The organism is Haloarcula nitratireducens (assembly GCF_019599505.1).
In genome coordinates, this window is the sequence record NZ_RKLT01000017.1 from 1 (window position 1) to 20,535 (window position 20,535).

General features: G+C 65.3%; 19 protein-coding genes. 9 read left to right on the top strand and 10 right to left on the bottom strand.

Annotated features, from left to right (window positions below; genetic code table 11):
- The 5 genes from EGH23_RS20505 to EGH23_RS20525 all read right to left on the bottom strand — a co-directional run.
- A partial coding sequence (locus tag EGH23_RS20505; protein ID WP_220581853.1) for a carbohydrate ABC transporter permease occupies positions 1 to 622 on the bottom strand: 622 nt, incomplete at its 3' end.
- A gap of 40 nt (positions 623 to 662) precedes the next feature.
- Positions 663 to 2,087 carry an extracellular solute-binding protein gene (locus EGH23_RS20510; RefSeq protein WP_220581854.1) on the bottom strand — a complete coding sequence of 475 codons (1,425 nt, stop codon included), beginning with the start codon at positions 2,085 to 2,087 and terminating at the stop codon, positions 663 to 665.
- Positions 2,088 to 2,290: 203 nt separating this feature from the next.
- A complete protein-coding gene (gene glpR / locus EGH23_RS20515) occupies positions 2,291 to 3,070 on the bottom strand; it encodes an HTH-type transcriptional regulator GlpR (RefSeq protein ID WP_220581855.1) in 780 nt (259 codons plus the stop codon).
- 75 nt (positions 3,071 to 3,145) lie between these two features.
- A complete protein-coding gene (locus EGH23_RS20520; protein ID WP_220581856.1) occupies positions 3,146 to 3,985 on the bottom strand; it encodes a class I fructose-bisphosphate aldolase in 840 nt (279 codons plus the stop codon).
- A 61-nt stretch (positions 3,986 to 4,046) separates the two neighbouring features.
- Complete coding sequence (locus EGH23_RS20525) at positions 4,047 to 4,829, bottom strand: SDR family NAD(P)-dependent oxidoreductase (protein WP_220581857.1); 783 nt, start codon at positions 4,827 to 4,829, stop codon at positions 4,047 to 4,049.
- 932 nt (positions 4,830 to 5,761) lie between these two features.
- On the opposite strand from EGH23_RS20525, the gene EGH23_RS20530 reads away from it, so the two are divergent.
- Together EGH23_RS20530 and EGH23_RS20535 are read left to right on the top strand one after the other, a co-directional pair.
- Positions 5,762 to 7,984, top strand: coding sequence for an AAA domain-containing protein (locus EGH23_RS20530; protein WP_220581858.1), 2,223 nt, complete (start codon positions 5,762 to 5,764; stop codon positions 7,982 to 7,984).
- A gap of 306 nt (positions 7,985 to 8,290) precedes the next feature.
- The gene (locus EGH23_RS20535) at positions 8,291 to 8,929 is read left to right on the top strand and encodes a DUF4864 domain-containing protein (RefSeq protein WP_220581859.1); all 639 of its coding nucleotides are present in this window, start codon (positions 8,291 to 8,293) and stop codon (positions 8,927 to 8,929) included.
- Between the two features lie 19 nt (positions 8,930 to 8,948).
- Here the strand turns inward: EGH23_RS20535 and EGH23_RS20540 are convergent, their stop codons facing one another.
- From EGH23_RS20540 to EGH23_RS20550, 3 genes are all read right to left on the bottom strand, one after another.
- Positions 8,949 to 10,670, bottom strand: coding sequence for an acetate--CoA ligase (locus tag EGH23_RS20540; protein ID WP_220581860.1), 1,722 nt, complete (start codon positions 10,668 to 10,670; stop codon positions 8,949 to 8,951).
- Positions 10,667 to 11,848 carry a glycoside hydrolase family 88 protein gene (locus EGH23_RS20545; protein WP_220581861.1) on the bottom strand — a complete coding sequence of 394 codons (1,182 nt, stop codon included), beginning with the start codon at positions 11,846 to 11,848 and terminating at the stop codon, positions 10,667 to 10,669. Before EGH23_RS20545 ends, EGH23_RS20540 begins: the two co-directional genes overlap by 4 nt.
- 71 nt (positions 11,849 to 11,919) lie before the next feature.
- Positions 11,920 to 13,116: a CaiB/BaiF CoA transferase family protein gene (locus EGH23_RS20550; protein ID WP_220581862.1), complete on the bottom strand. Its 1,197-nt coding sequence runs from the start codon at positions 13,114 to 13,116 to the stop codon at positions 11,920 to 11,922.
- Between the two features lie 89 nt (positions 13,117 to 13,205).
- On the opposite strand from EGH23_RS20550, the gene EGH23_RS20555 reads away from it, so the two are divergent.
- From EGH23_RS20555 to EGH23_RS20565, 3 genes are read left to right on the top strand one after another with little or no spacing between them, the layout of a single operon-like run.
- Positions 13,206 to 14,441 (top strand): ABC transporter substrate-binding protein, encoded by a 1,236-nt coding sequence (locus EGH23_RS20555; RefSeq protein WP_220581863.1) that lies wholly within the window; start codon positions 13,206 to 13,208, stop codon positions 14,439 to 14,441.
- A 44-nt stretch (positions 14,442 to 14,485) separates the two neighbouring features.
- A complete protein-coding gene (locus EGH23_RS20560) occupies positions 14,486 to 15,547 on the top strand; it encodes a mannonate dehydratase (RefSeq protein WP_220581864.1) in 1,062 nt (353 codons plus the stop codon).
- Between the two features lie 54 nt (positions 15,548 to 15,601).
- The gene (locus EGH23_RS20565; RefSeq protein WP_220581865.1) at positions 15,602 to 16,390 is read left to right on the top strand and encodes an SDR family NAD(P)-dependent oxidoreductase; all 789 of its coding nucleotides are present in this window, start codon (positions 15,602 to 15,604) and stop codon (positions 16,388 to 16,390) included.
- Positions 16,391 to 16,425: 35 nt separating this feature from the next.
- On the opposite strand, the gene EGH23_RS20570 is transcribed toward EGH23_RS20565, so the two are convergent.
- Positions 16,426 to 17,088, bottom strand: coding sequence for an RraA family protein (locus EGH23_RS20570; RefSeq protein ID WP_220581866.1), 663 nt, complete (start codon positions 17,086 to 17,088; stop codon positions 16,426 to 16,428).
- A gap of 89 nt (positions 17,089 to 17,177) precedes the next feature.
- Between EGH23_RS20570 and EGH23_RS20575 the strand changes: the two genes are divergently transcribed.
- The 4 genes from EGH23_RS20575 to EGH23_RS20590 all read left to right on the top strand — a co-directional run bounded on the left by EGH23_RS20575 (position 17,178) and on the right by EGH23_RS20590 (position 20,159).
- Positions 17,178 to 18,179, top strand: coding sequence for an LLM class flavin-dependent oxidoreductase (locus EGH23_RS20575; RefSeq protein ID WP_220581867.1), 1,002 nt, complete (start codon positions 17,178 to 17,180; stop codon positions 18,177 to 18,179).
- Between the two features lie 41 nt (positions 18,180 to 18,220).
- Positions 18,221 to 19,231, top strand: coding sequence for an aldose 1-epimerase (locus tag EGH23_RS20580; RefSeq protein WP_220581868.1), 1,011 nt, complete (start codon positions 18,221 to 18,223; stop codon positions 19,229 to 19,231).
- Positions 19,232 to 19,307: 76 nt separating this feature from the next.
- Positions 19,308 to 19,763, top strand: a complete 456-nt coding sequence (locus tag EGH23_RS20585) for a MaoC family dehydratase (RefSeq protein ID WP_220581869.1) — start codon at positions 19,308 to 19,310, stop codon at positions 19,761 to 19,763.
- 246 nt (positions 19,764 to 20,009) lie between these two features.
- On the top strand, positions 20,010 to 20,159 hold the full coding sequence (locus tag EGH23_RS20590; RefSeq protein WP_220581870.1) for a PIN domain-containing protein: 150 nt from the start codon (positions 20,010 to 20,012) through the stop codon (positions 20,157 to 20,159).
- Between the two features lie 25 nt (positions 20,160 to 20,184).
- On the opposite strand, the gene EGH23_RS20595 is transcribed toward EGH23_RS20590, so the two are convergent.
- Complete coding sequence (locus tag EGH23_RS20595) at positions 20,185 to 20,529, bottom strand: L-rhamnose mutarotase (protein WP_220581871.1); 345 nt, start codon at positions 20,527 to 20,529, stop codon at positions 20,185 to 20,187.
- Between the last annotated feature and the right edge of the window lie 6 nt (positions 20,530 to 20,535).

The following is a 20,535-nucleotide window of genomic DNA, read 5'->3' on the forward strand; positions in this document are numbered from 1 at the left end:
AGGCCTCGACCAGCGTGTCGGGCACCGACGAGAGGCCGGCGTAGAAGATGATGAACATGAACGGCGTCCAGTTCCACGTGTCCAGTAAGATGACCGTCAACAGCGGGATGTCCGAGAGGAAGTTCGGGGCCGCGAAGGGGGTCAGCGTGTTGATGACGTACGGAATGACGCCGATTTCGGTGTTCAGCATGATGCGGCCGATGGTCGCGAGCGAGACGGGTGCGACGGCCATCGGAAGGATGAACAGGACTCGGTAGAACGACTTCGCCCGACTGGAGTCGACGCCGGCGACGAACGCGGCCAGCACGAACCCCAGAAGCGTCTCCAAGAACAGCGCGCTGACGACGACGGTGACGGTGATGACGAACGAGTGGAACGCACCGCCTCTGGTGAACGCCGTCCGGAAGTTGCGCAACCCGACGAACTCGGCCTCGAAGACGTTCAGCGTCGGCTCCGCTATCAGGCTGAGATAGAGGTCGTAGGCGCCGGGGAAGAAGGTGATCATCACCATCACCAGCACCATCGGTGCCATGAACCAGTACGGGAGGTAGTCGTTCCAGACGTCCCGCAGGCTCCCGAAGGTCGTCTCGTTTGTCGTTTCTGCTTTCGTTGGTGTACTCATGGGAAGTGTGGGAAAATAGTGTGTCTGGCGAGGGGTTCCGTTATCCGCTGTAGATGTCTTCGGCGACTTTCGCCGCCTGCGTCATCGCCTCCTCGGCGGACTTCTGCCCGGCGATGGTACGCTGCAGTTCCTCGGAGTAGCGCTGGCCCCACTCGGGGTACTTGCGGTCGAATGGGTCCGGCGCTGCGACCTGCAACGATTCGAGCGATATCTGTGCGTAGTCTTCGCCGACTTTCGAGCGGTAGTCCTCGTTCTCCCAGATGGACTGGCGCACCGAGAACACGCCGCTGCTCTCCGTGTGCATCCAGAGGTCGGTCGGCTGGGAGGTCGCCCACAGCATGAACAGGAACGCCTGCTCGGAGTTCTTCGCGTTCTTCGAGGTGGAGATCTGCCAGTTGAACGCGTTCGGGTTGAGTTCGCCGCCCTCCGGCTTCGGCACTTTCGCGATTCGGACGGTATCGGCGACGCTCGACTCGTCGTTGGTCAGTCCGCCCCAGAACATGTTGGCGTCGGCGACGATGTGACCGGCGTTACCTTCCGCCATCGTCGCTTGGACGTCGGACCAGGTCTGGGTCGACGCGCCCTCCGGGCCGTAGTCCTGGAGCAGTTTGCTGTACCAGTCGGCCGCTTCGATGACGCCCTGGGTGTCGAGACCGGAGTCGTTCGGGAACTCGGTCCAGAGCTTGGTCCCCTTCTGTCGAAGCAGCGTGTTCAGGATGTAGATGTTCATCCCGTAGCCCTTCTGCCCGCGGCCGGCCGTGCCGACGATGTCGGACTCGTTCTCGTGGATGACTTTCGCGTTCTCGCGGTGTTGTGCCCACGTTTCGGCGACTTCGAGACCGTGCTTATCGTAGAGGTCCTTCCGGTAGAACTGGGTCTGGACCTCGACCGTGATCGGCAGACCGGTCCAGTTGTCGCTGTAGCCGCCACCGTGCGCCTGCCACCGGGACGCCTCGAAGAGGTCATCGGGTTTGTACCAGCCCTCGTCGTAGAGGCTGCCGTCGTCGAAGTACGGATCCAGAGGCTGGAGCCACCCCTCGTCGCGGAACTGGTTGACGACCTGGTCCATGAAGAAGACGTCGAACTGCCCGGCCCCGGTGCTCACGTCGGTCTGCCGCTTGGTCCGGAACTGCTGTTCGGGCAGGATGTTCCACTGGACGTCGATTCCAGTGAGTTCCTCGAACACGGGGATAGCGGGCTTGATGGCGTCGACCCACGGGTGCTGGACCGCACCGATGTTGATCTGGTCGCCGTCGAACTGTTTCCAGTCGATGTCCGCGTCGTACTTGCTCAGGGGAATCGCGAGGTCGTCTGAATCGCCACCGGTGGACCCGTTCCCCGAGCCGTCGCCGGTCGATCCACCGCCGCTCGAGCCATCGCCGCCTCGCGTACACCCGGCGAGGCCGCCGAGTATCCCCACACCTGTCGCTTTGATGAACTTCCGCCTGGTATTGTCAATTGGCATGTTCTGCTACCACACGATGGACAATGGTATTATAACATTTAATCCTTGCCATACCATCGGCCGGTACGCCGTCACAGACGCCCGAATTCCGTGAAAGAGGAGGAGATTTTGCGTAACTAGATCTGTGCGGTGGACCGAACCGACTGCCCGGTCTTTATCGCAGCGGTAGCCGCTGTAACGGGACTACCGACGATTCCCGCGCGTCAGTCGTACGCTCCGGACTCGAACACGTCTTCGACGAGCTCCGTCTCGTCGAACAGGTCGCGGTAGTCTTCGGGCACACGCTCGTCAGTGACGAGGAGGTCGATATCCTCGACCGACCCGAACCGGCGGAAGCTCTGCTCACCGAACTTCTGCGCGACAGCGACCACGACAGTCCGGGCGGAGTGCTCCACGACGAGCTGCTTGATCTTCGCTTCGGACTCGTTCGGTGCCGACAGCGTGCCGTCGGCACCGATACCGTTGACGCCGATGAACGCGATGTCGAAGTTGGAATTGCCGATGTAGTCCTCCGTCGTCGGCCCGATCAGCGCTTTGGTCTCGTTGCGGTACTCTCCACCGGTCATCTTCACCGTACCGCCCGATTTCGCCAGTTCGAGTACCAACATCGGAGAGCTCGTGACAGCGATGATCGAGCTATCGTCCGGAGCGGCCTTGGCGACTTGCATCGTCGTCGTCCCGGCATCGAAGTAAACGACGTGACCCTCCGAGATCTCCTCGACCGCTCGGTCGGCGATCGCCTGTTTGCGCTCTAAGTGCTGGATGAGACGCCGATTGAACGACCGTTCGATACCCACGTTCGTCATCGGGACGACGCCGCCGTGCGTTCGCTCGACGAGGTTTCGCTCGGCGAGGTCACGGAGGTCGCGTCTGATGGTCGACTCTGACACGTCGAGGCGAGTGGCCAACTCCTCGACCGAGAGGCCGCCGTGCTTCGTCACTAACTCCGTGATGGAGCGCCGACGCTCTTCGGGCGTCGTCACGGGGCAGCACCCCGAGGCCGGTTCGTTCGTCGTGCCGGTGCGGTTAGCATGCCTAAGCGTAACAGCGAGTCGTATTTACGTTTCTCGCCCGCTCGCGATGGCCGCCTGCTCCGCTTCGTCCCACACTTCCTCGACGGACGCGCCTTCGTGGACGATGTCCATGAGCGCGGAGACCGTTCGCTCCGGGTCCTCGGACTTCCAGATCGTCCGACCGATCATCAGGCCGCGGGCACCGGATTCCATGGCTCCCTCGACGGATTCCAGCATCGCGCGGGTGGTGCCGGTGGCCGGGCCGCCGAGAATCATCACGGGGACCGGCGAGTTCTCGACGAGCGGCTCGAACGTCTCGACGCTGCCGGTGTAGGGCGCTTTGAGGATGTCCGCGCCGAACTCCCAACCCATGCGCATCGCATCTTCGACGAACTCTACGTCCGTCTCCAGCTTGTCCGGGACGCGTCGGCCCCACATGACCGGCTCGACGACCAGCGGGATGCCGGTCCCGCGGAGGTCCTCGGCGAGCTCGGCGATGTACTCGACGTTCCGGCGGAACGTCTCGGTGTCGTCACGTCCGAACACGAGCACCGTCTTGACGCCGACGGGGTCGAGTTCCGCGAGGAACTCGGCGTCGAACGCTGGCGTCCAGAGGTCCTCGTCGTGGTCTCGGCCCGGGCTGGTCGACCACGTCACGACGTCCGCGGTGAGAATGACGTCGACGTCAGCCTCCGCGAAGCGGTCCTGGTAGTGACGGGCCATGTGCGGCCCGACGAGGACGCCGTCCGGTTCGCCCGCGAGGACCTTGTCGATAGTCTCTATTGGGTTCTTGAATCCGTCAGGCGCACCGAGGCTGAGTCCGTGATCTAGCGCTACGACGACTGCGTTCCCCGACGGAGTGTCGAGGAGTGTCTCTGTACTCATTGGCTCCAGTTACTCAGTGTGAACCCATCCACATAACTATTCTCCTACCGGGTGATGACAATCAGATTATTCGCCACCCTCCATCGACCATCAACACCTCGCCAGTCACGTAATCGGCGTCGTCACTGGCGAGGTAGAGGGCTGCACCGGCAACGTCTTCCGGTGTGCCCGCGCGGCCGGCCGGGACCGGTTTGATGAGTTCGTCTTTCGCCGCTGCCGCGGGCGCGTCCTCCGACCAGCCGTCGATGAACTCGGTGGCTATCTGTCCGGGCCCGACTGCGTTCACCCGGATGTCGTGGTCTGCCAGTTCGAGTGCGGCACCACGGGTGATCATCTTGACCGCGGCCTTCGTCGAGTCGTACTGTATCTGGTCGCGCTGGGCGACGAACGAACTGATCGAGGCCGTATTGACGATTGCCCCGTCGGTCTCGCGGTCGATCATATCCTGTGCAGCGGCCTGACAGCCGAAGAACACTCCCTTCGCGTTGACCTGGTGTATCTTCTCGAACTCCTCTTCACTGACGTCGAGCAAACTCCCTCCGATGAACAGTCCCGCGTTGTTCACCATCACGTCGACACCGCCGTACTCTCGGGCGCGTTCGACGACCGCACGAACGTCGTCGGCGTCCGAGACGTCCGTCTGTACGAACTCGGCGGTACCACCTCGCTCCCGGATGACCTCGTGGGTCGGCGTCTCTGCGGCCTTGGGTTCGGGCTCGATGTCCGCGTTGAGGACCGTCGCTCCCGCGTCCGCGAATCTACTGGCGATCTCTCGTCCGATTCCGGAGCTCGCTCCAGTGACTATGACGGTGTCCCCGTCGAAGTCTGAACTGTAGTCGGGCATCGTCACACAGTCGGTCGAGATACAGGTTAAACATTTGGGTGAGCGGCGGCCCGCGCGGTTCTCCGAGATACGGGATCGTCTCTCCATCAATTGTTTCTCCTCGTTTTACGCTGATTAGCCCGGAAAACGCCCAAAAACAACGCCCGCATAGTTCATTGGTAACACGTCACGCTCTCCGTAGTAGCAGCATCAGTTGGTTTAATCATGGACGATACGTAGCAACCGAGGAATCTTTTGACTGCTTTCTCGTTAGTTTAAGATATAGTATGAAGCATCAGGCATAGCTTCCATCCGTCCGCCCCGTTCGGTGACGGTCTGTCGGTAGCAAGAGTTGCGTCGACCGCTACGCGGCTCCGGGGTAGTCCACGACGGGTCTCGTCGTGCCTGTTCTGACCGGTGGGGGTACCACGGTCAACGGCCATAGAGATAACAGATATACACTTGTTCCCGCAGCGCGGGCAGTCACCGGATTCGTGCTCACGTGCATACCCTCTGCCTCGAATCCGGATAACGCACGTACGATTGTTATATACATCCCGGTTCAACCGTCGGGTGAGATCGAGTCTCGGGAGAATACTACAGAGATGGGGTCTCCTACAGACGTAATCTGAACTATGTGAAAGTACGGTTCTCGAATAAGACCAAATAGAGAGACATACTTCTAATTTGGGCGCATAATTTGATATAATAGCTATTAAATATCCTATATGGCCATATATAAGATGAATACTCTCGAATTTGGGAGCACAATAACAGATAAGGGCACAAATAGTCTATATGTGGATATTATCGACTTGCCATCTCCAGTCTCCGAGAGAGGGCCGCGAACTCACGAATCCTCTCCGCACCGTAGCAGCGGGAGAACGCGGTCGAGACGCGGGGTCGAGTGAAGTACGTACAGTTTTACGCCAGACGGGCAAATCGGGTGACAGATGTCGCTCCTGTTCGACCACGTCATCGGGCAGTTCGAACTCGATGAGGCCGCGCTGTATGCGGCTACCGGCGAAGATCTCGAGGAGAGTGGTCCGGTCGTCCCCGCACGTCCCGTCGCCGAGTTCGCGGACGATCACGTATCGCTCTCCCACCCGGACGAAGAGTGGACGTGTATCCCTCTCCACGGCGACGATTCGGCGGTCCCCACGGGGTCGTTCGTGGCTTTTACCGACCACTCGATACGCGGGCCGATCTTCGTCTTCGAACGCGACGGGGAACGGGACTTCCTTGACGCCGACGACTTCGGTGCGACGCGGCTGGCCGACCGCATCCGCTTCTGGCACTCCGATTTCGTGCCCGAGACGTACCCGCCGACGTACGACTCGCCGATAGACGACAGCGAACCGCCGCGGAATCCGACCGGCGGGGCGCTCGTCGAGGACTTGCTCGAACACGTCGAACGCGAACGCACGGCGACCCGGGACGAGAACCGAGAACGAACAGCGCGTCGCTCGGCAACCGCTATCTACGACGAGGGCGGCGACGCCGTCCCCGAACTCCGCCCGGTCGGTGCCGACGGTGACGGCGAGTACCGGTTCCGAGTCGAGGTCCCCGAACACCTCGAAAACCGCCGCGACGGCGACTGGGCGTACTTCGTCGAGTCGGAGTTCGGTATCTACGAGGGCAACGAGGTTCTGGTTCGGCGAGCAGACGGCTTCGACGATAGCCCGTTTCCCATCGAGGCGACGGTGAAACGCATCCGGGGGCTGAACCTCTGGGTGACCGTCGACTGGGCCGACGTAGACGGGGCGACCAACGTGGGAAACGAGCTCTCGAACGGCGACGAGACGTACGGCCTCACGGCGCTGTTGAACCCGGTCCCGTTCGACCGCGAGCGGAGCGCGATCGAGGAGCTGCGGGACCACCCGTTCCAGGCGGTACTGGCCGGCGAGCGCCCGATCACGTTCACCAACGGCGCGGCCGCCCGGAGCGACCCTTTCGACGACGAACTGAACCAGGAACAGCAACTGGCGGTCGAACACGCCCTCCTGGCCGACGACCTGCTGTGTATCCACGGGCCGCCCGGAACGGGGAAGACGCGCACGCTCGTCGAGATCGTCCGTCGGGCGGTCCAGGCGGGCGAGAGCGTTCTCGTCTGTGCCGATTCGAACCAGGCCGTCGACAACCTCCTCGCCGGCGCTTCGACGACCGACGACCCGGATCCGCGGTCGCTGCACGCCTACGGGCAACACGGTGACGACGAGTTCACCCTCGACCGCGTGAACGAGGGACAGTCGGCGAACGACGTCGTCTCGCGCGGGTATAGCGACGTTCCGGGACGGGCCGAGGTCGTCGCGGCGACGAACAACAGCGCGGCGACGCTCGCCCGGGAGTTCGATCTCCTTGTCCTCGACGAGGCGACCCAGTCCACCTGTACGGCGTCGTGCATCCCGCTGACTCGGGCGAAGCGGATCGTCCTCGCGGGGGACCACCGCCAGCTCCCGCCGTACAGCGCCAGCGAGGAGCCACCGGACTCCAACTACGGCCACTCGCTGTTCGAACACCTCTACGCCGACGGCGGCGTCTACGACGGCGTCGGACTCCAGTTGCAGACGCAGTACCGAATGCATCGTGACATCGCGTACTTTCCGAACCGACAGTTCTACGACCGGACGCTACGCAACGGCCGCAGTATCGACGCGTTGCCTGACAGACCGGCGATCGAGGGGTACAACGTGGGCGGCCGCGTCGAGACGGTCGAGCACTCGAAGGCGAATCCGACCGAGGCTCGCCTCGTCGCTCACGTCGTGAGTGAGTTACTGGACGACGTCCCGGCCGACGAGATCGGCGTCATCACGCCCTACACCGCACAGGTGGCACGAATCCGGGAGGTACTCGGCGACGCCGTCGCTTCCGCCGACCGCATCACGGTCGACACTATCGACTCCTTCCAGGGCGGGGAGCGAACCGCGATCGTCCTCTCGCTCGTCCGGAGCAACGGCGACGGCGACGTCGGCTTTCTGGGTCGACCGACGGACGGTCCCCGTCGCTTGAACGTCGCGCTCACGCGTGCGAAACGCTACTGCGCCATCGTGGCCGACTGGCACACGCTCCGATACGACGCCGACGGGAAGTGCACGGACCTCTACGACGAGTTTTATCAGTTCTTCGAGAATACCGACCGGCTGAACGTCGTCGACCCCGAGTTCATCCCGATCTGACCGACTGACGGTGTTTCAGCGACGTTCGCCTCTCCCGTTGCGAATTTGCGACGACACGGAGACGAGCACGCTCAAAATAGGAATATACGCGCGAATACTAATACCAAGTCAACAGATATGCGTCTATTATGACGCATGTAACGCCAAAATGTGCATAGATATTCGAATACAGACGCACTTGACATCGAACGCTGGCTGCTGTTTCCATCGAAAGCGAAGCCGAAGACGAGTCGAGAGACTGCGAACGGAGCGCCGACTGGCCGAGGCGATGCCAACACCGAAGTCTCCACGTCCCCTTGGTATAGCATGGCATCCGCTGGCTGGGCTCCGTCGGCCGCTCTCGTCGCCCTCGTCTGCTTGGCCGGATGTGGGTCGCTCTTCGGCGGGGGAACAGACTCGACGGGGGCAGGTGTAACGCCAGCGCCGGTTCCCGACATCGAGACGCTGACGCCGCGTGCAGTCGCGGCCGACGGCAACGGTCGAGCGCTGGCCGGGGGGATGAACGCGGAGACGAACCTGACCGAGACGACGGTCACGACCGCTCGTACCGTCGCCCAACCTCGCTATCTCTCGCTCCGCCCGAACTGTAAGCGACCGCCCGGGCTGGTCGTCCACATTCAGATCAACGCGCTCCGGAACAACGACCCGGCGACCGACGAGGGAATCAACACGACGTGGCAGTTCGCAGCGCCGTCGAACCGGGAGACCGTCGGGTCGTACGCGAACTTCGTCGAGATCGTCACCGACCAGTATCGCCCGCTACTGCGCGCGTCGACGGTCACCTACGAGACGCTCGAACAGCGGGGCGGCCGCGCCTCTCAGCGCGTCGTCGTGAGCGACGGAACCGAGACGACGGCGTACGTGTGGTACCTCGAACTCCAGACCGTCCAGACGACGGAGCCGTACGGCGGTTGCTGGATGACAACGGGCGTCGTCGCCGAGTGACGCGTCTCTCAGATGGCGCTCAGTCCCGGTCGTCGACCGGACCGGAGTGGCCGGGCTCGCCACTCCCACCGGAGCGGTCGGTCTTGTCGGTTCTGGTGGTCGGCAACGCGTCGGCGAACTCGATCCGCCGGGGGCGCTTGTGCCTGCCGAGCGTCTCGGCGACGAACGACTGCAGTTCGGCCGAGAGGTCGGCGTCGCCCGTCGCGCCGTCCGTCGGGACGACGGTGGCGAGGACACGCTCACCCCGCTCCGGGTCGGGTTCGCCCCCGACGAGCGCCGCCGCGACGGCGGGGTGCGCTTCCAGTGCCGTCTCGACTTCGAGCGGGCTGACGCGGTAGCCCGCGCTGAGAACGAGGTCGTCGGCTCGGCCGAGGTGGACGAGCGTTCCATCGTCGAGAAAGCGGCCCACGTCGCCGGTCCGCAGCAGCCCGTCGTCGAGGACCTCCGCGGTCGCCGCCGGGTCGTCGAGGTATCCCCGCATGACGACTGGGTCGGGAAGCGCGACGGCGATTTCGCCGATTTCGCCGGTCGGCACCGCCGCGCCCGACTCGTCGACGACGCGTACCTCGTGGCCGGGATAGGGCCGTCCGAGGCCGTCGTCGGTGCCGGGGTAGACGCGCTTGCACTCGCCGACCAGCGCGTTGGCCTCGGTCTGTCCGTAGGACTCGTTGACCGTCGCGCCGAGGCGTCCCGCGGCCCAGTCCGCGAGCGTCGGGGGTAGGTGCTCCCCGCCGCACATCACCGTGTCGAGCTCGGGAACGTCCGCCGGCGACGGGTCCGTCTCCCGACGTATCGCCCGCAGTGCCGTCGGCGGGAGGAAGGTGTGGGTCACCGATTGCGCTCTCACGAGCGACAGCGCCGCTTCGGGGTCGAACCCGCTCCGTCTCACCGACGAGACGACGGTGCCGCCGAGGGCGAGCGTCGGGAACACCACGTCGAACAGCGCGCCCGCCCACGCCCACTCCGAGGGCGTCCAGACGCGGGCCGCGCGGGCCTCGCTCGCCTCGAAGAGGCCGAACCAGCAGTGATAGCCCGGCAGCGACCCGAGCAGGTACTGATGCCCCTGCACCACACCCTTCGGGTCGCTCGACGTCCCCGACGTGTAGAGCACGAACGCGGGCTCGTCGGGCGCGGTCTCGGTCATCGATGGGTCGGCCGATTGCTCCCGACTCTCGACGACCGCGCCCAACCCGCCCAGCGGCCCGTCGTCGCCGTCTACGCGCACGGACATCGTCGTCTCTGGTACCGCTTCCCGAACGCTCTCGGCCACCCCCAACCGTCGCTCGTCGACGACGAGCGCCGCCGCGTCGCTGTGATCGAGCAAGTGAGCGAACGCCTCGTCGCCGAGTAGCATGGACGCCGGGACGACGACGCCGCCGAGGCGGAGGACGGCCAACTGGCTTACGACGAGTTCCGGACACTGCGGGAGGCAGACGGCGACGCGGTCGCCCGCCTCGATTCCGGCACGACGAAATCGGTCCGCGAGTGCCGCCGACGCGGCCGCCAGGTCGCCGTAGGTGAGCGTGCGGGCCGGCGCTGAACTCTCGTCGCCGTCGTCCGTGCCGCGGCCGTCGCTCCCTCGCTCGGGAAGGTGTCGAAGCGCGACGGCCTCACGATCGCCCGACAGGACGTGGTCCGCCGCGTTGTAGGTCGATGGAATCCGCCAGTCGAAGCCCTCGACCAGTTCTTCGTAGCTCTCCGGTTCGGTCGGCAACTCGTAGCCGGTCCAGGGGCCGCTCATGGCTCCAGGACCGTCGCCAGCGTCTCGGCCAGGTAGTAGTTCGTCCAGACGAGTTCGGTGTCGACGGCGTAGTTCCCGGGCCGGTTGAAACAGCCCTGCGTAACTGCTCCGTAGGCGTCGTCTTCGGCATCGGCGACGAGATAGTTTCCCACGAGCGAATCGAGTACGTCCCGTCCGAACGCGCGCAGCTCCGCGACTGCGCTATCGGTCTCGGGGAGAAACGAAAGGAGACCGTACGCCGTAATCGCCGCCGCGCTCGTGTCTCTGGGCTCCTCGTCCGGGTTCGGCACTTCGAAGTCCCAGCGAGGGACGCCGTCGGCCGGCGCGTGCTCGCGGTAGTACTCGACGTGCGATTCGAGGGCGCGTCGGTAGCGGGCCGCACCGGTGGCTCGATAGGCGTTGGCGAGGCCGGCGATACTCCACGCCTGTCCGCGCGCCCAGCAGGTGTCGTCACCGTAGGCCAGTTCGTTGTACTGCCGTTCGAGTGCCCCTGACTCGTCGAAGACGGCGTGGTGCCACGTCTTCCCGTCCGGGCGGACGTACCAGTCGAGATGTCGGTCGGCGTGGGAGACGGCGACGTCGCGAAAGCGCGGGTCGCGAGTCTCCTCGTAGGCGCGCCACAGCACCGACACCGCCGTGTAGAGGTTGTCCACCGCGCCGATGCGGTCGCCCGGGGGCCCGTGGTCCGAGTCGGGACCCCGGAACTGCTCCGGTCCTTCGATAGCTAGCTTGCCGAGCGGTACCTGTCGCGCGCCCCCGTGGAACGCCGCGCGCATCGCGTCCGCGCCCTCCAGACCGAGGCCGAACAGCCCCCGGTCGCCGCTGTGGTCGTAGCCCCGAAACCCGGCGTACAGGAAGTTCATCCCGCAGAACATGGAGTCTCGCGGCATGTACGCCCGCATCGTCTCGGTGTGGTCGCGTGCGGCCCGCTCGAACCGCTCGCCGTCCGTCGAATCGCTGTCCTCGGCGAACGCCGCGGCGCGCCAGAGCAGACCGATCCAGTGGCCGCCACACCAGTTCCCGTTCTCGGTGGTCTCCCACGCGTCACTCTCTCGGTCGTAGACGTAGGGGAATCGCTCGCCCGTGGCGTCGAGCGTCGTCCCGACCCGGTGGCACAGCGCCGCCAGCGCGCGACGGTACTCGTCGCCGTTACGCTCGCCGCTGCCGCCTGCTGACATATATCGTGCTTGCCGGGCGATACTCTTGAAACTACCCCCGACGGCATCATTCGCGCTCGCTCTCCGGGGAGTCACTCGACGCTGCCGCCGACGACGTCGTCGCTCGCCAGTCGCGCTCGCTCGGCGGCGTCGTACCCGAGTTCGGCGAGTATCTCGCCGGTGTGCTGACCGGGCGTCGGCGGCGGCGAGCGGATGTCGCCGGGCGTCTCGGACATATCGACGGGGATGCCGACGGTGGTGAACGTCCCAGTCTCGGGGTGGTCGAGTTCGACCAGCATCTCGTTGTGTTCGACCTGCGGGTCCGCGGCCACGTCGTGGAAGTCGTTGACTTCGGCGGCCCACACGTCGGCCCCGAGGAGCGTCTCCAGCAGTTCGTCAGCGTGCTGCTCGCGGGTGTACGCCTCCAGCGTTCGCTTGATCTCGTCGCGGTGTTCGAACGTCGCCTCGGCGGTGTCGTACTGCGCGAGCGACGGCAGGTCGAGCGTCTCGGCGATCGCCGCCATCGGTGCCATCGCGATGGCCACGTGGCCATCGGCCGTCTCGTAGACGCCGTAAGGGCCACCGAGCCACGCCTGCGCGATGCCCTCCTCGCTGCGCTCGAACTCGACGTCCATGTTCAGAGCGGCCGTCATCTCCTGACACTGGAAGTCGATAGCGGCGTTCAGCAGATTCGCCTCGACGTGTTGTCCCTCGCCGGTCCGTTCCCTGTGGAACAGCGCGAACATGGTGTGCAGGGCGATGAGCATCGCCGAGTGCTCGTCGACGACGGCGGTTCCGGCCGGCGTCGGCGGGTCGCCCTTCCGCCCGGTGTAGTTCGCCAGCCCGCTCATCGACTGCAAGAGGAGGTCCTGTCCCGGTCTGTCGGCGTACGGCCCGTCGCTCCCGAACCCCGACCCCGAGACGTAGATAATCTCCGCGTTGACCTCGGTCACATCGTCGTAGCCCAGGCCGAACTTCTCCATGACGCCGGGGCGGAAGTTCTCGACCAGCACGTCGGCCGCCGCGGCGACGTCCAGCGCTACCTCGCGGCCCTCGTCGGATTTCAGATCGAGCGTGATGCTCCGCTTGTTGCGGTTCATGGCGAGGAAGAAGGGGCTGACGCCGTCTAACAACCGGCCGCCGGCCTCCAGGTCCCGCTCCCACTCGCCGCCGAGGCGCTCGATCTTGATCACGTCCGCACCCATGTCGCCGAGTTTCTGGGTCGCCCACGGCCCCTGCATCATCTGCGTGAAATCCGCGATAGTAACGCCTTCGAGTGCGCGTTCCATGCCATCCATACGCCCGCCGACGGCCATAAGCGTTCGTGAGTGTGTCACGCGCCGACAGGATTAATGCGGACACTCGCGTCACTCTCACCATGCCGACGCTCCGACTCGTCGGCCGCCCGTTCGAGGGATTCGAGAACGCCTTACAGCGTCAGATGGACTCCTTCGCGGCGACGGCCGACGCCGACGTGACGTTCGAACGCGACCACCGGCCGCTGCCCGAGATTCACGAGGAACTGCTCGCGACCGGCGACATCACCGACGGCACCTACGACCTCTTTCTCTGTCTGAGCGACTGGCTCCCGATGGTCGCCGAGGCGGGGTACGTCCACTCGCTGGACGACTACCTCGCCGACTCGCCGCCCGACGGCTGGCCGGACGGCTGGGCCGAGAGCCTGCGGGATCTGATGGCCTACGACGGAACCGCGTACGGCGTGCCGTACCACGACGGCCCGGAGATCTTCCACTACCGCGAGGACCGCTTCGAGAGCGTCGCCGAGCAGCGCGCGTTCCGCGAGGAGTACGGCCGCCCGCTCTCGGTGCCCCGGACGTGGGACGAGTTTCTCGATGTGGCGGAGTTCTTCACGCGTCCCGACGAGGACCTGTGGGGCACCGTCGTCGCGGCGAAGCCCGACGGCCACAGCGACGTCTACGACTTCTGCATCCACCTATGGAGTCGCGGCGGACGACTACTCGACGCCGATGGTCGGCCCGCCTTCGACAGCCCCGAAGGACGAGACGCGCTCCGGTACTACCGCGACCTGATCCACGAACACGAGGTCGTGCCGCCGGAATCCGTCGAGATGGAGAGCGTCGAGACGGGGCAGTTCTACGCCGACGGGAGGGCCGCGATGATGTGGAACTGGTCGGGGTTCGGCGCGATGGCCGAAGACCCGGATTCGGCGGTGTTCGGCCGGACGAACTACGGGCTCATCCCGCGGGCCGACGCCCCCGAGGGCGAGCACACCTCGCTGACGGTCTGTTACGGCTTGACCGTTCCGAAGGGAACGGAACACCCCGACCTCGCCTACGACTTTATCCGCCACGCCGCGTCCCCCGAGAACGACAGGATAACCACGCTCGAAGGAGCCTCCGGCACGCGATTCTCGACGTGGCGCGACCCCGAAATCCTCCGGACAAACTCGTTCTACTCGATCGTCGAGGAGGTCAACACCGGTCCGGTGAACACGCTCCCGCGGATTCCGGCCTACCTCGAACTGAACGAGATACTGAACGAGATGGTCGAGGCGGTCGTCGTCGAGCGGTCGCTGTCCGTCGAGGACGGCCTCGCTACGGCGTCCGAACGGGCGAGCGAACTGCTGGAGTGACCCTTTCGGGCAACGCTTATGCCCGCTTCCGGGCTGGATTAAGTATGAGCGATTCCAGCGCGAGCGATAGCGACGACGAGCCCGCGGACTTCGACGCCCTCCCGATGCGCGTCGGCCTCGGGCAGTTCATGGAGCCGACCGGGGAGAAACTGCGATTCGTCAAGCAACTCGGCTGCGACGACGTCTTGCTCAACATGTATCGGTACTCCCCCGACTACCCCCACATGCCGGACGACGAGCGAATTCCACTAGAGGGCGACGAAGAGTGGGCCTACGAGAATCTGGTCGCGCTCCGCGAGCGAATCGAGGCGGCCGACCTCCGCCTGAACGCCATCGAGAACATTCCCATCTCCTTCTACGACAAGGTCATGCTCGGTCAGAAAGGCCGAGAGGAGCAGATGGAACACGTCAAGACGACGGTTCGCAACATCGGTCGCGCGGGCATCCCGATGTTCGGCTACCACTGGATGCCCAGCGGCGTCTGGCGAAACACCGAGGTCGCCGTCCGCGGCGGCGCGGGAGCGTCCGGATTCGACGCCGACGCCGTCGCCGACGACCTCACGCACGGCCGAGAGTACACCGAGGACGAGCTGTGGGACAACTACGAGTACTTCCTCGAAGAAATCCTTCCCGTCGCCGAGGACGCGGGCGTGAAGATGTGTCTCCATCCCAACGACCCGCCGGTGCCCTCCCTCGGCGGCGTCCCCCAACTGTTCCGCAACTTCGAGAACTTCCGGCGCGCGATGGACCTCGTCCCCAGCGAGAACCACGGGCTGGAGTTCTGTCTCGGCTGCTGGTCCGAGATGGGTGAGGACTTGGCGGAGGTCGTCCGTTACTTCGGCGAGCGCGACAAACTGTTCTACGTCCACTTCCGCGACGTCGAGGGCACCGTCCCGAAATTCAACGAGACGTTCCTCGACCAGGGGAACTACGACGCCTACGAGATTCTCTCCCTGCTCTCCGACGTGGGCTTCTCGGGGCTGATCATCCCCGACCACACGCCCCACGTCGAGGGCGACACCGACTGGGACCACCGCGGTCGCGCCCACGCCGTCGGCTACCTCAACGGGATGTTGGCGGCGATTCGCCACGAGCGAGGCGAGTGAGCGTCCGCTTCTCGGCGGACTCAATCTTAAGGCCGTGGCCGACGACGACCCGCTATGGCGGGCGAGAGACACATCGACCGGACAGTGATCGTGACCGGCGCGGCCAGCGGTATCGGACGCGGCATCGCTAAACGCTTCGGCGAGGAGGGCGCGAACGTCGTCGTCGCGGACGTGCGCCGCGACCCGAAGCAGGGCGAGCGCTACGACACGGACGTGACGACGCCGACGGACGAACTCGTCAGCGAGGGGACTCCCGGCGACGGGACGTTCGTCGAGACGGATGTCGGCGACCCCGAGAGCGTCGAAGCGATGGTCGAGACGGCGATAGACGTCTACGACGGACTCGACGTACTCGTCAACAACGCCGGCATCCAGATAGTCGGCGACTCGCAGACCACCTCCATCGAGGAGTGGCAACGCTCTATCGACGTCGACCTGAGCGGCGCGTTCTACTGCGCGAAGTACGCGGTTCCGCACCTGAGAGAGAGCGAGGGACAGATCGTCAACATCGGGTCGGTTCGGGGGTTCGAGGGCGGCGGCGGCCCGCCCTACGCCGCGGCGAAGGGCGGCGTCGTCAACATGACCCGAGATCTGGCGATGGAACTCGGCGAGGCCAACGTCCGGGTGAACTGCGTCAACCCGGGCTACATCGAGACGCCGCTGCAGGACATCAACACCGACGAGGACGTCGAGAAGTCCACGGAACAGACGCTCCTCCCACACTTCGGCACGCCGGAGGACGTCGGCGACGCCGCCGTCTTCCTCGCCAGCGACGAGGCTTCGTTCATCACGGGCGCGAACCTCGCTGTCGACGGCGGGTGGCTGGCCCACAGCGGGCTCTGAACCGACCGCTCCGGTCGGTAATTTCTCACCTTGGCTCAGAACACGCCGTACTCGTCGTAGGCGTCTATCGGTGCGGTTCCGTCTCTGACCGCCTCCCGGACCTCGTTCTCGGTGTCGGCGAGGTCCTCGGCGTCTTCGAGGACCGAAACGCGGACGGACTCGGGGACGACCACGACGCCGTCGACGTCCCCGACGATCACGTCGCCTGCGGCGACTTCGACCCCTCCTACCACCGCCTCGCTTCCCCAGTCGAGTATCTCCCACCGTGGTACGGCGTCGGCCGGCGTGCGGTAGCGCGAGAAGACGGGGAACTCCTCCTCCAAGACGTACGCCACGTCGCGGACGCCGCCGTCGACGACCGCGCCGCGAGCGCCCCGGGCCTTCAGCGAGACGACCGAGAGTTCGCCGAGATGGGCCGCGCGGTCGTCGTTAGTCTGGTACGCGAGGACGGCGTGTTCGGGCGCGTCGCCGAGCATCCGGAGGATGTTCCGCATGTTCTCGTCGGGATCGACGCTCCGGTTCGGCCGCCCCTCGACAGGGTAAGCGATACCCGCGGCGGTCGTCCCGTCCCGCAGCGGTGCGATGTCGGGCGAGAGCGTCTGGTCGGCCAGCCCTCGGTCGTCGAGAACGTCGACGACGGCACCGGGATACAGCTGTTCGTAGCGATCGCACAACTCGCCGAGTGACGGGTCGTTCATACCGCTAAACTGTTCGGAGCGCACAAGAAGCTACCTTCGAGCGAGGAAGTCGCCCCAACAATTATTCTCTCTGCGGCCGCAGTCGGCCTATGCAGTTCGACTGGATGGTGCAGTGTTACGCGGGCGCGGGGGTCCACCGGGATACCCCGATGCTCGACACTGTCGAACGAGAGACGGTATTGCACGGCGTAGACGCCGCAGTTGACGCGGGCCTGTCGGGGCTGTGGGCACCCGACCACTTCATGCTCGGCCCGAAAGCCGAGGAGTACGAGGTCTGGACGCTTCTGTCGGCGTTGGCCGAACGAACGGACGACGTGGACCTGGGGCCGCTGGTCGGCTCGATCACCTATCGGAACCCGGCGCTACTGGCGAAGATGGCGACGACGGTGGACATCCTCTCGGAGGGTCGCCTCCGCCTCGGGCTGGGTGCCGGCTGGCACGAGGAGGAACACCGCGCCTACGGCTTCGACTTCCCCGACATCGACACGCGCATCGAGATGCTAGAGGAGGGCGTACAGCTAATCAAGGCGATGTTCACCGAGGAGCATCCGACGTTCGAAGGGGACCACTACGCCATTGACGACGCCCTGAACAACCCCAAGCCGGTGAGCGACCCGCACCCGCCCATCGTCATCGGCGGGGCCGGCCCGCGGATGTTGCGGCTCATCGCCCGCCACGCCGACGAGTGGAACGTCGAGATAAGCGCGAGAGCGCGGGGCAAGCCAATCGACTTCAAGGTCGAGAAGTTCGACGAGTACCTGGAGAACGAGGGCCGCGACCCCGACGACGTGGAGCGGTCGTGGCTGGCCCACGTCCTCGTCCGCGAGGACGAAGCCGCCGTCGAATCGGCCGTCGACGACATCTTCCCGCTGCCGTGGGGCGAGGAGTCCGATATGGACGAGACGCTCGACGACGCCGAGGACGCCCGCGAGAAGGGGAGCATGCTCATCGGCACGCCCTCGCAGGTGGCGACTCAGATCGAGTCGATTCGGAATCTCGGGTTCGACAAGCTCCAGCTGATGTTCCTCGACTTCCCCGATACGCAGGGGATGGAACTGTTCAGCGAGGAGGTCATGCCCGAGTTCCGGTGAGTGTGCCGGAGAACTATGTATCGAAGCGGTGAACTCCTCGCATGGCCTGTACGATAACGGACGAGTACGAGCGCCGGGGTATCGACGCCGTCTTTCTGGAGAACGATCGCCTCCGCGTCGAACTGCTACCGGGGAAAGGCGGCGATGTCACCGAGATAATCGACAAGCGCACGGACACGAACGTCCTCTTCGAAGCGCCCCACGAGTGGCGCGCGCCGGCGACCGGCACCGTCGGCGCGCCGGACGGCGCGTACGCCTTCCTCGACCACTACCCGGGTGGGTGGCAGAGCGTCCTGCCGGGTGCGGGCGGCCCGTCGTCGGCCCACGGCGCGCCGCTTGCGCTCCACGGCGAGTCGAGTCTCGTCCCCTTCGAGACGCGGATTCTCGACGCGGGACCGGAGCGCGTCGCGGTCGAACTCGCGGCGTCGCTCACTCGCTATCCGTTCGACCTCGAGCGCGAGATATCGCTCGCCGCGGGCGAGTCGGCCATCGAAGTGACCGAACGGGTCACCAACGCGGGTCGGGTGTCGGTCGAATATTCGTGGCTCCAGCACGTCGCGCTCGGCGAACCGCTCGTCGCCCCCGAAGCGTCGCTGTCGGTGCCCTGCGAGACGGTTCACGTCGACCCGGACCAGACGAACGACACCGCTCGGCTCCCGCCCGGCGAGACGTTCGAGTGGCCGGTCTGTGAGACCGACGACGGCCCGGTCGACCTCCGCGAGTTCCCGCCCGCCGCCGAGCGAGTCCACGACCTCGTGGCGCTCGCTGACCTCTCGGAAGGCCGTTACACGCTCTCGAACCCCGACGTCGACCTCGGTGTGACCGTCTCGTTCCCCGAGTCGCTGTACCAGTACCTCTGGTACTGGCAGCCGCTCGGCGGGTTCGAGGACGCCCCCTTCTTCGGACGGAACTACAACGTCGGACTGGAGCCCTGCACGTCGGTTCCCAACGCCGGCCTCGACGCCGCCGTCGAGAACGGAACGGCGAACGAACTGCGGCCCGACGAGACCGTCGAGTCGACGGTCCGCCTCTCCACGCACCCCGCCGAGTGACCGGTTCCGGTCGGCGGACCCGAGCGGACTCGGTTCGGCGGGTGGATTTATCTACCGCTCTGACGAACGGTAACGCATGCCAGCGCCGTCGAAGGACACCAATCGGTACTTCGAGGAGATCGGGGAGGGAGAGACGTACAGCGTCGAGGACGCCAGAACCATCACCGAGGCGGACATCGTCAACTTCGCCGGGCTCTCGGGCGATTTCCACCCGTTGCACATGAGCGAGACCGCGGGCGAAGAGTCGGACTTCGGCGAGCGGATCGCCCACGGCAACCTCGTCTTCTCGGTCGCCGAGGCGCTCGTCGCCGACATGAATCCGCGCTCGTTCTCCTACGGGTACGACTCGCTCCGGTTCGTCAGTCCGGTGCCCATCGGAACGACGCTGTCCGTCCACCGGGAAGTCGTCGAGACGGAGGCGTACAACGACTCGCTGGGCCGCGTCGTCTACCAGTACGAAGTGACCGACGGCGAGGAGACGCTGTTGGTCTGTAAGCACATCACGCTGGTCGAGCGACGGGACGCCGAGTAACCGGTATTACGCTACGTCGGACTACTACGTCTCCCAGCGATGCGACCGTACCGTTCCTCGAAGCGCACGAACGCGAGGAGTGGGCCGTCTCCGCGATCGTCCTCTACGAGTCCTACATGGGGTGTGTCCACGGGTACATCGACGGGTCGCCGGAGACGATTCGGCAGGCTATCACGGCTTCGATGGACGTGCTCCCCCGTAACTGATCGCACCGCTGGCGAAGCGTCGTCGCTCCAGCGCGAACTCGTGGACTTCGGTGTCCCAGCGGACCATCCCGACGCGCTCGTCGCGGCCTCCGCCCGCGAACACGGCGGAGCGTTCGCTACTGCCGAGAAGCACTTCTGGAACGACGACGTGCAGTCCGTGCTGTCTGTCGCGCCGTACGACCCGTTCTGAAACTCCGCGCCCGCGAACGACCCGCTCACTCCTCGTCGGGTTCGAAGTGCCAGATGCGTTCCATGAACGGGATGCCCGACTCGGGGTCCGCGTCGGCGTCGACGCCCGACTGCTTGAACTGGCCCGTGTAGCGCTCCCACTCGGCGACTTCCTCGTCGCCGTCGACGGCGTCGAGATAGGCGTCGAGGTCTTCACACTCCAGAATGCAGACGGCGACGTCCTCGCGGACGTACAGTTCGAACTCCTCGACGCCGCCGCGTTCCATCGCGTCGGTCACCGCCTCGGGCACGTCGTCGTGGGCCTCGACGTAGGCCTCGCGCTGGTCGGGGTCGAGTCGCTGGACGTAGACCGCCCGCTCTGTTTCCGGCATAGCCGA

Coding starts and splice junctions, on each gene's coding strand:
- EGH23_RS20595 (WP_220581871.1), bottom strand. CDS start 20,529: ATGCCGGAAACAGAGCGGGCGGTCTACGTCCAGCGACTCGACCCCGAC.
- EGH23_RS20560 (WP_220581864.1), top strand. CDS start 14,486: ATGAGCGATTCCAGCGCGAGCGATAGCGACGACGAGCCCGCGGACTTC.
- EGH23_RS20530 (WP_220581858.1), top strand. CDS start 5,762: ATGTCGCTCCTGTTCGACCACGTCATCGGGCAGTTCGAACTCGATGAG.
- EGH23_RS20585 (WP_220581869.1), top strand. CDS start 19,308: ATGCCAGCGCCGTCGAAGGACACCAATCGGTACTTCGAGGAGATCGGG.
- EGH23_RS20545 (WP_220581861.1), bottom strand. CDS start 11,848: ATGTCAGCAGGCGGCAGCGGCGAGCGTAACGGCGACGAGTACCGTCGC.
- EGH23_RS20525 (WP_220581857.1), bottom strand. CDS start 4,829: ATGCCCGACTACAGTTCAGACTTCGACGGGGACACCGTCATAGTCACT.
- EGH23_RS20540 (WP_220581860.1), bottom strand. CDS start 10,670: ATGAGCGGCCCCTGGACCGGCTACGAGTTGCCGACCGAACCGGAGAGC.
- EGH23_RS20510 (WP_220581854.1), bottom strand. CDS start 2,087: ATGCCAATTGACAATACCAGGCGGAAGTTCATCAAAGCGACAGGTGTG.
- EGH23_RS20550 (WP_220581862.1), bottom strand. CDS start 13,116: ATGGAACGCGCACTCGAAGGCGTTACTATCGCGGATTTCACGCAGATG.
- EGH23_RS20535 (WP_220581859.1), top strand. CDS start 8,291: ATGGCATCCGCTGGCTGGGCTCCGTCGGCCGCTCTCGTCGCCCTCGTC.
- EGH23_RS20575 (WP_220581867.1), top strand. CDS start 17,178: ATGCAGTTCGACTGGATGGTGCAGTGTTACGCGGGCGCGGGGGTCCAC.
- EGH23_RS20570 (WP_220581866.1), bottom strand. CDS start 17,088: ATGAACGACCCGTCACTCGGCGAGTTGTGCGATCGCTACGAACAGCTG.
- EGH23_RS20520 (WP_220581856.1), bottom strand. CDS start 3,985: ATGAGTACAGAGACACTCCTCGACACTCCGTCGGGGAACGCAGTCGTC.
- EGH23_RS20565 (WP_220581865.1), top strand. CDS start 15,602: ATGGCGGGCGAGAGACACATCGACCGGACAGTGATCGTGACCGGCGCG.
- EGH23_RS20580 (WP_220581868.1), top strand. CDS start 18,221: ATGGCCTGTACGATAACGGACGAGTACGAGCGCCGGGGTATCGACGCC.
- EGH23_RS20555 (WP_220581863.1), top strand. CDS start 13,206: ATGCCGACGCTCCGACTCGTCGGCCGCCCGTTCGAGGGATTCGAGAAC.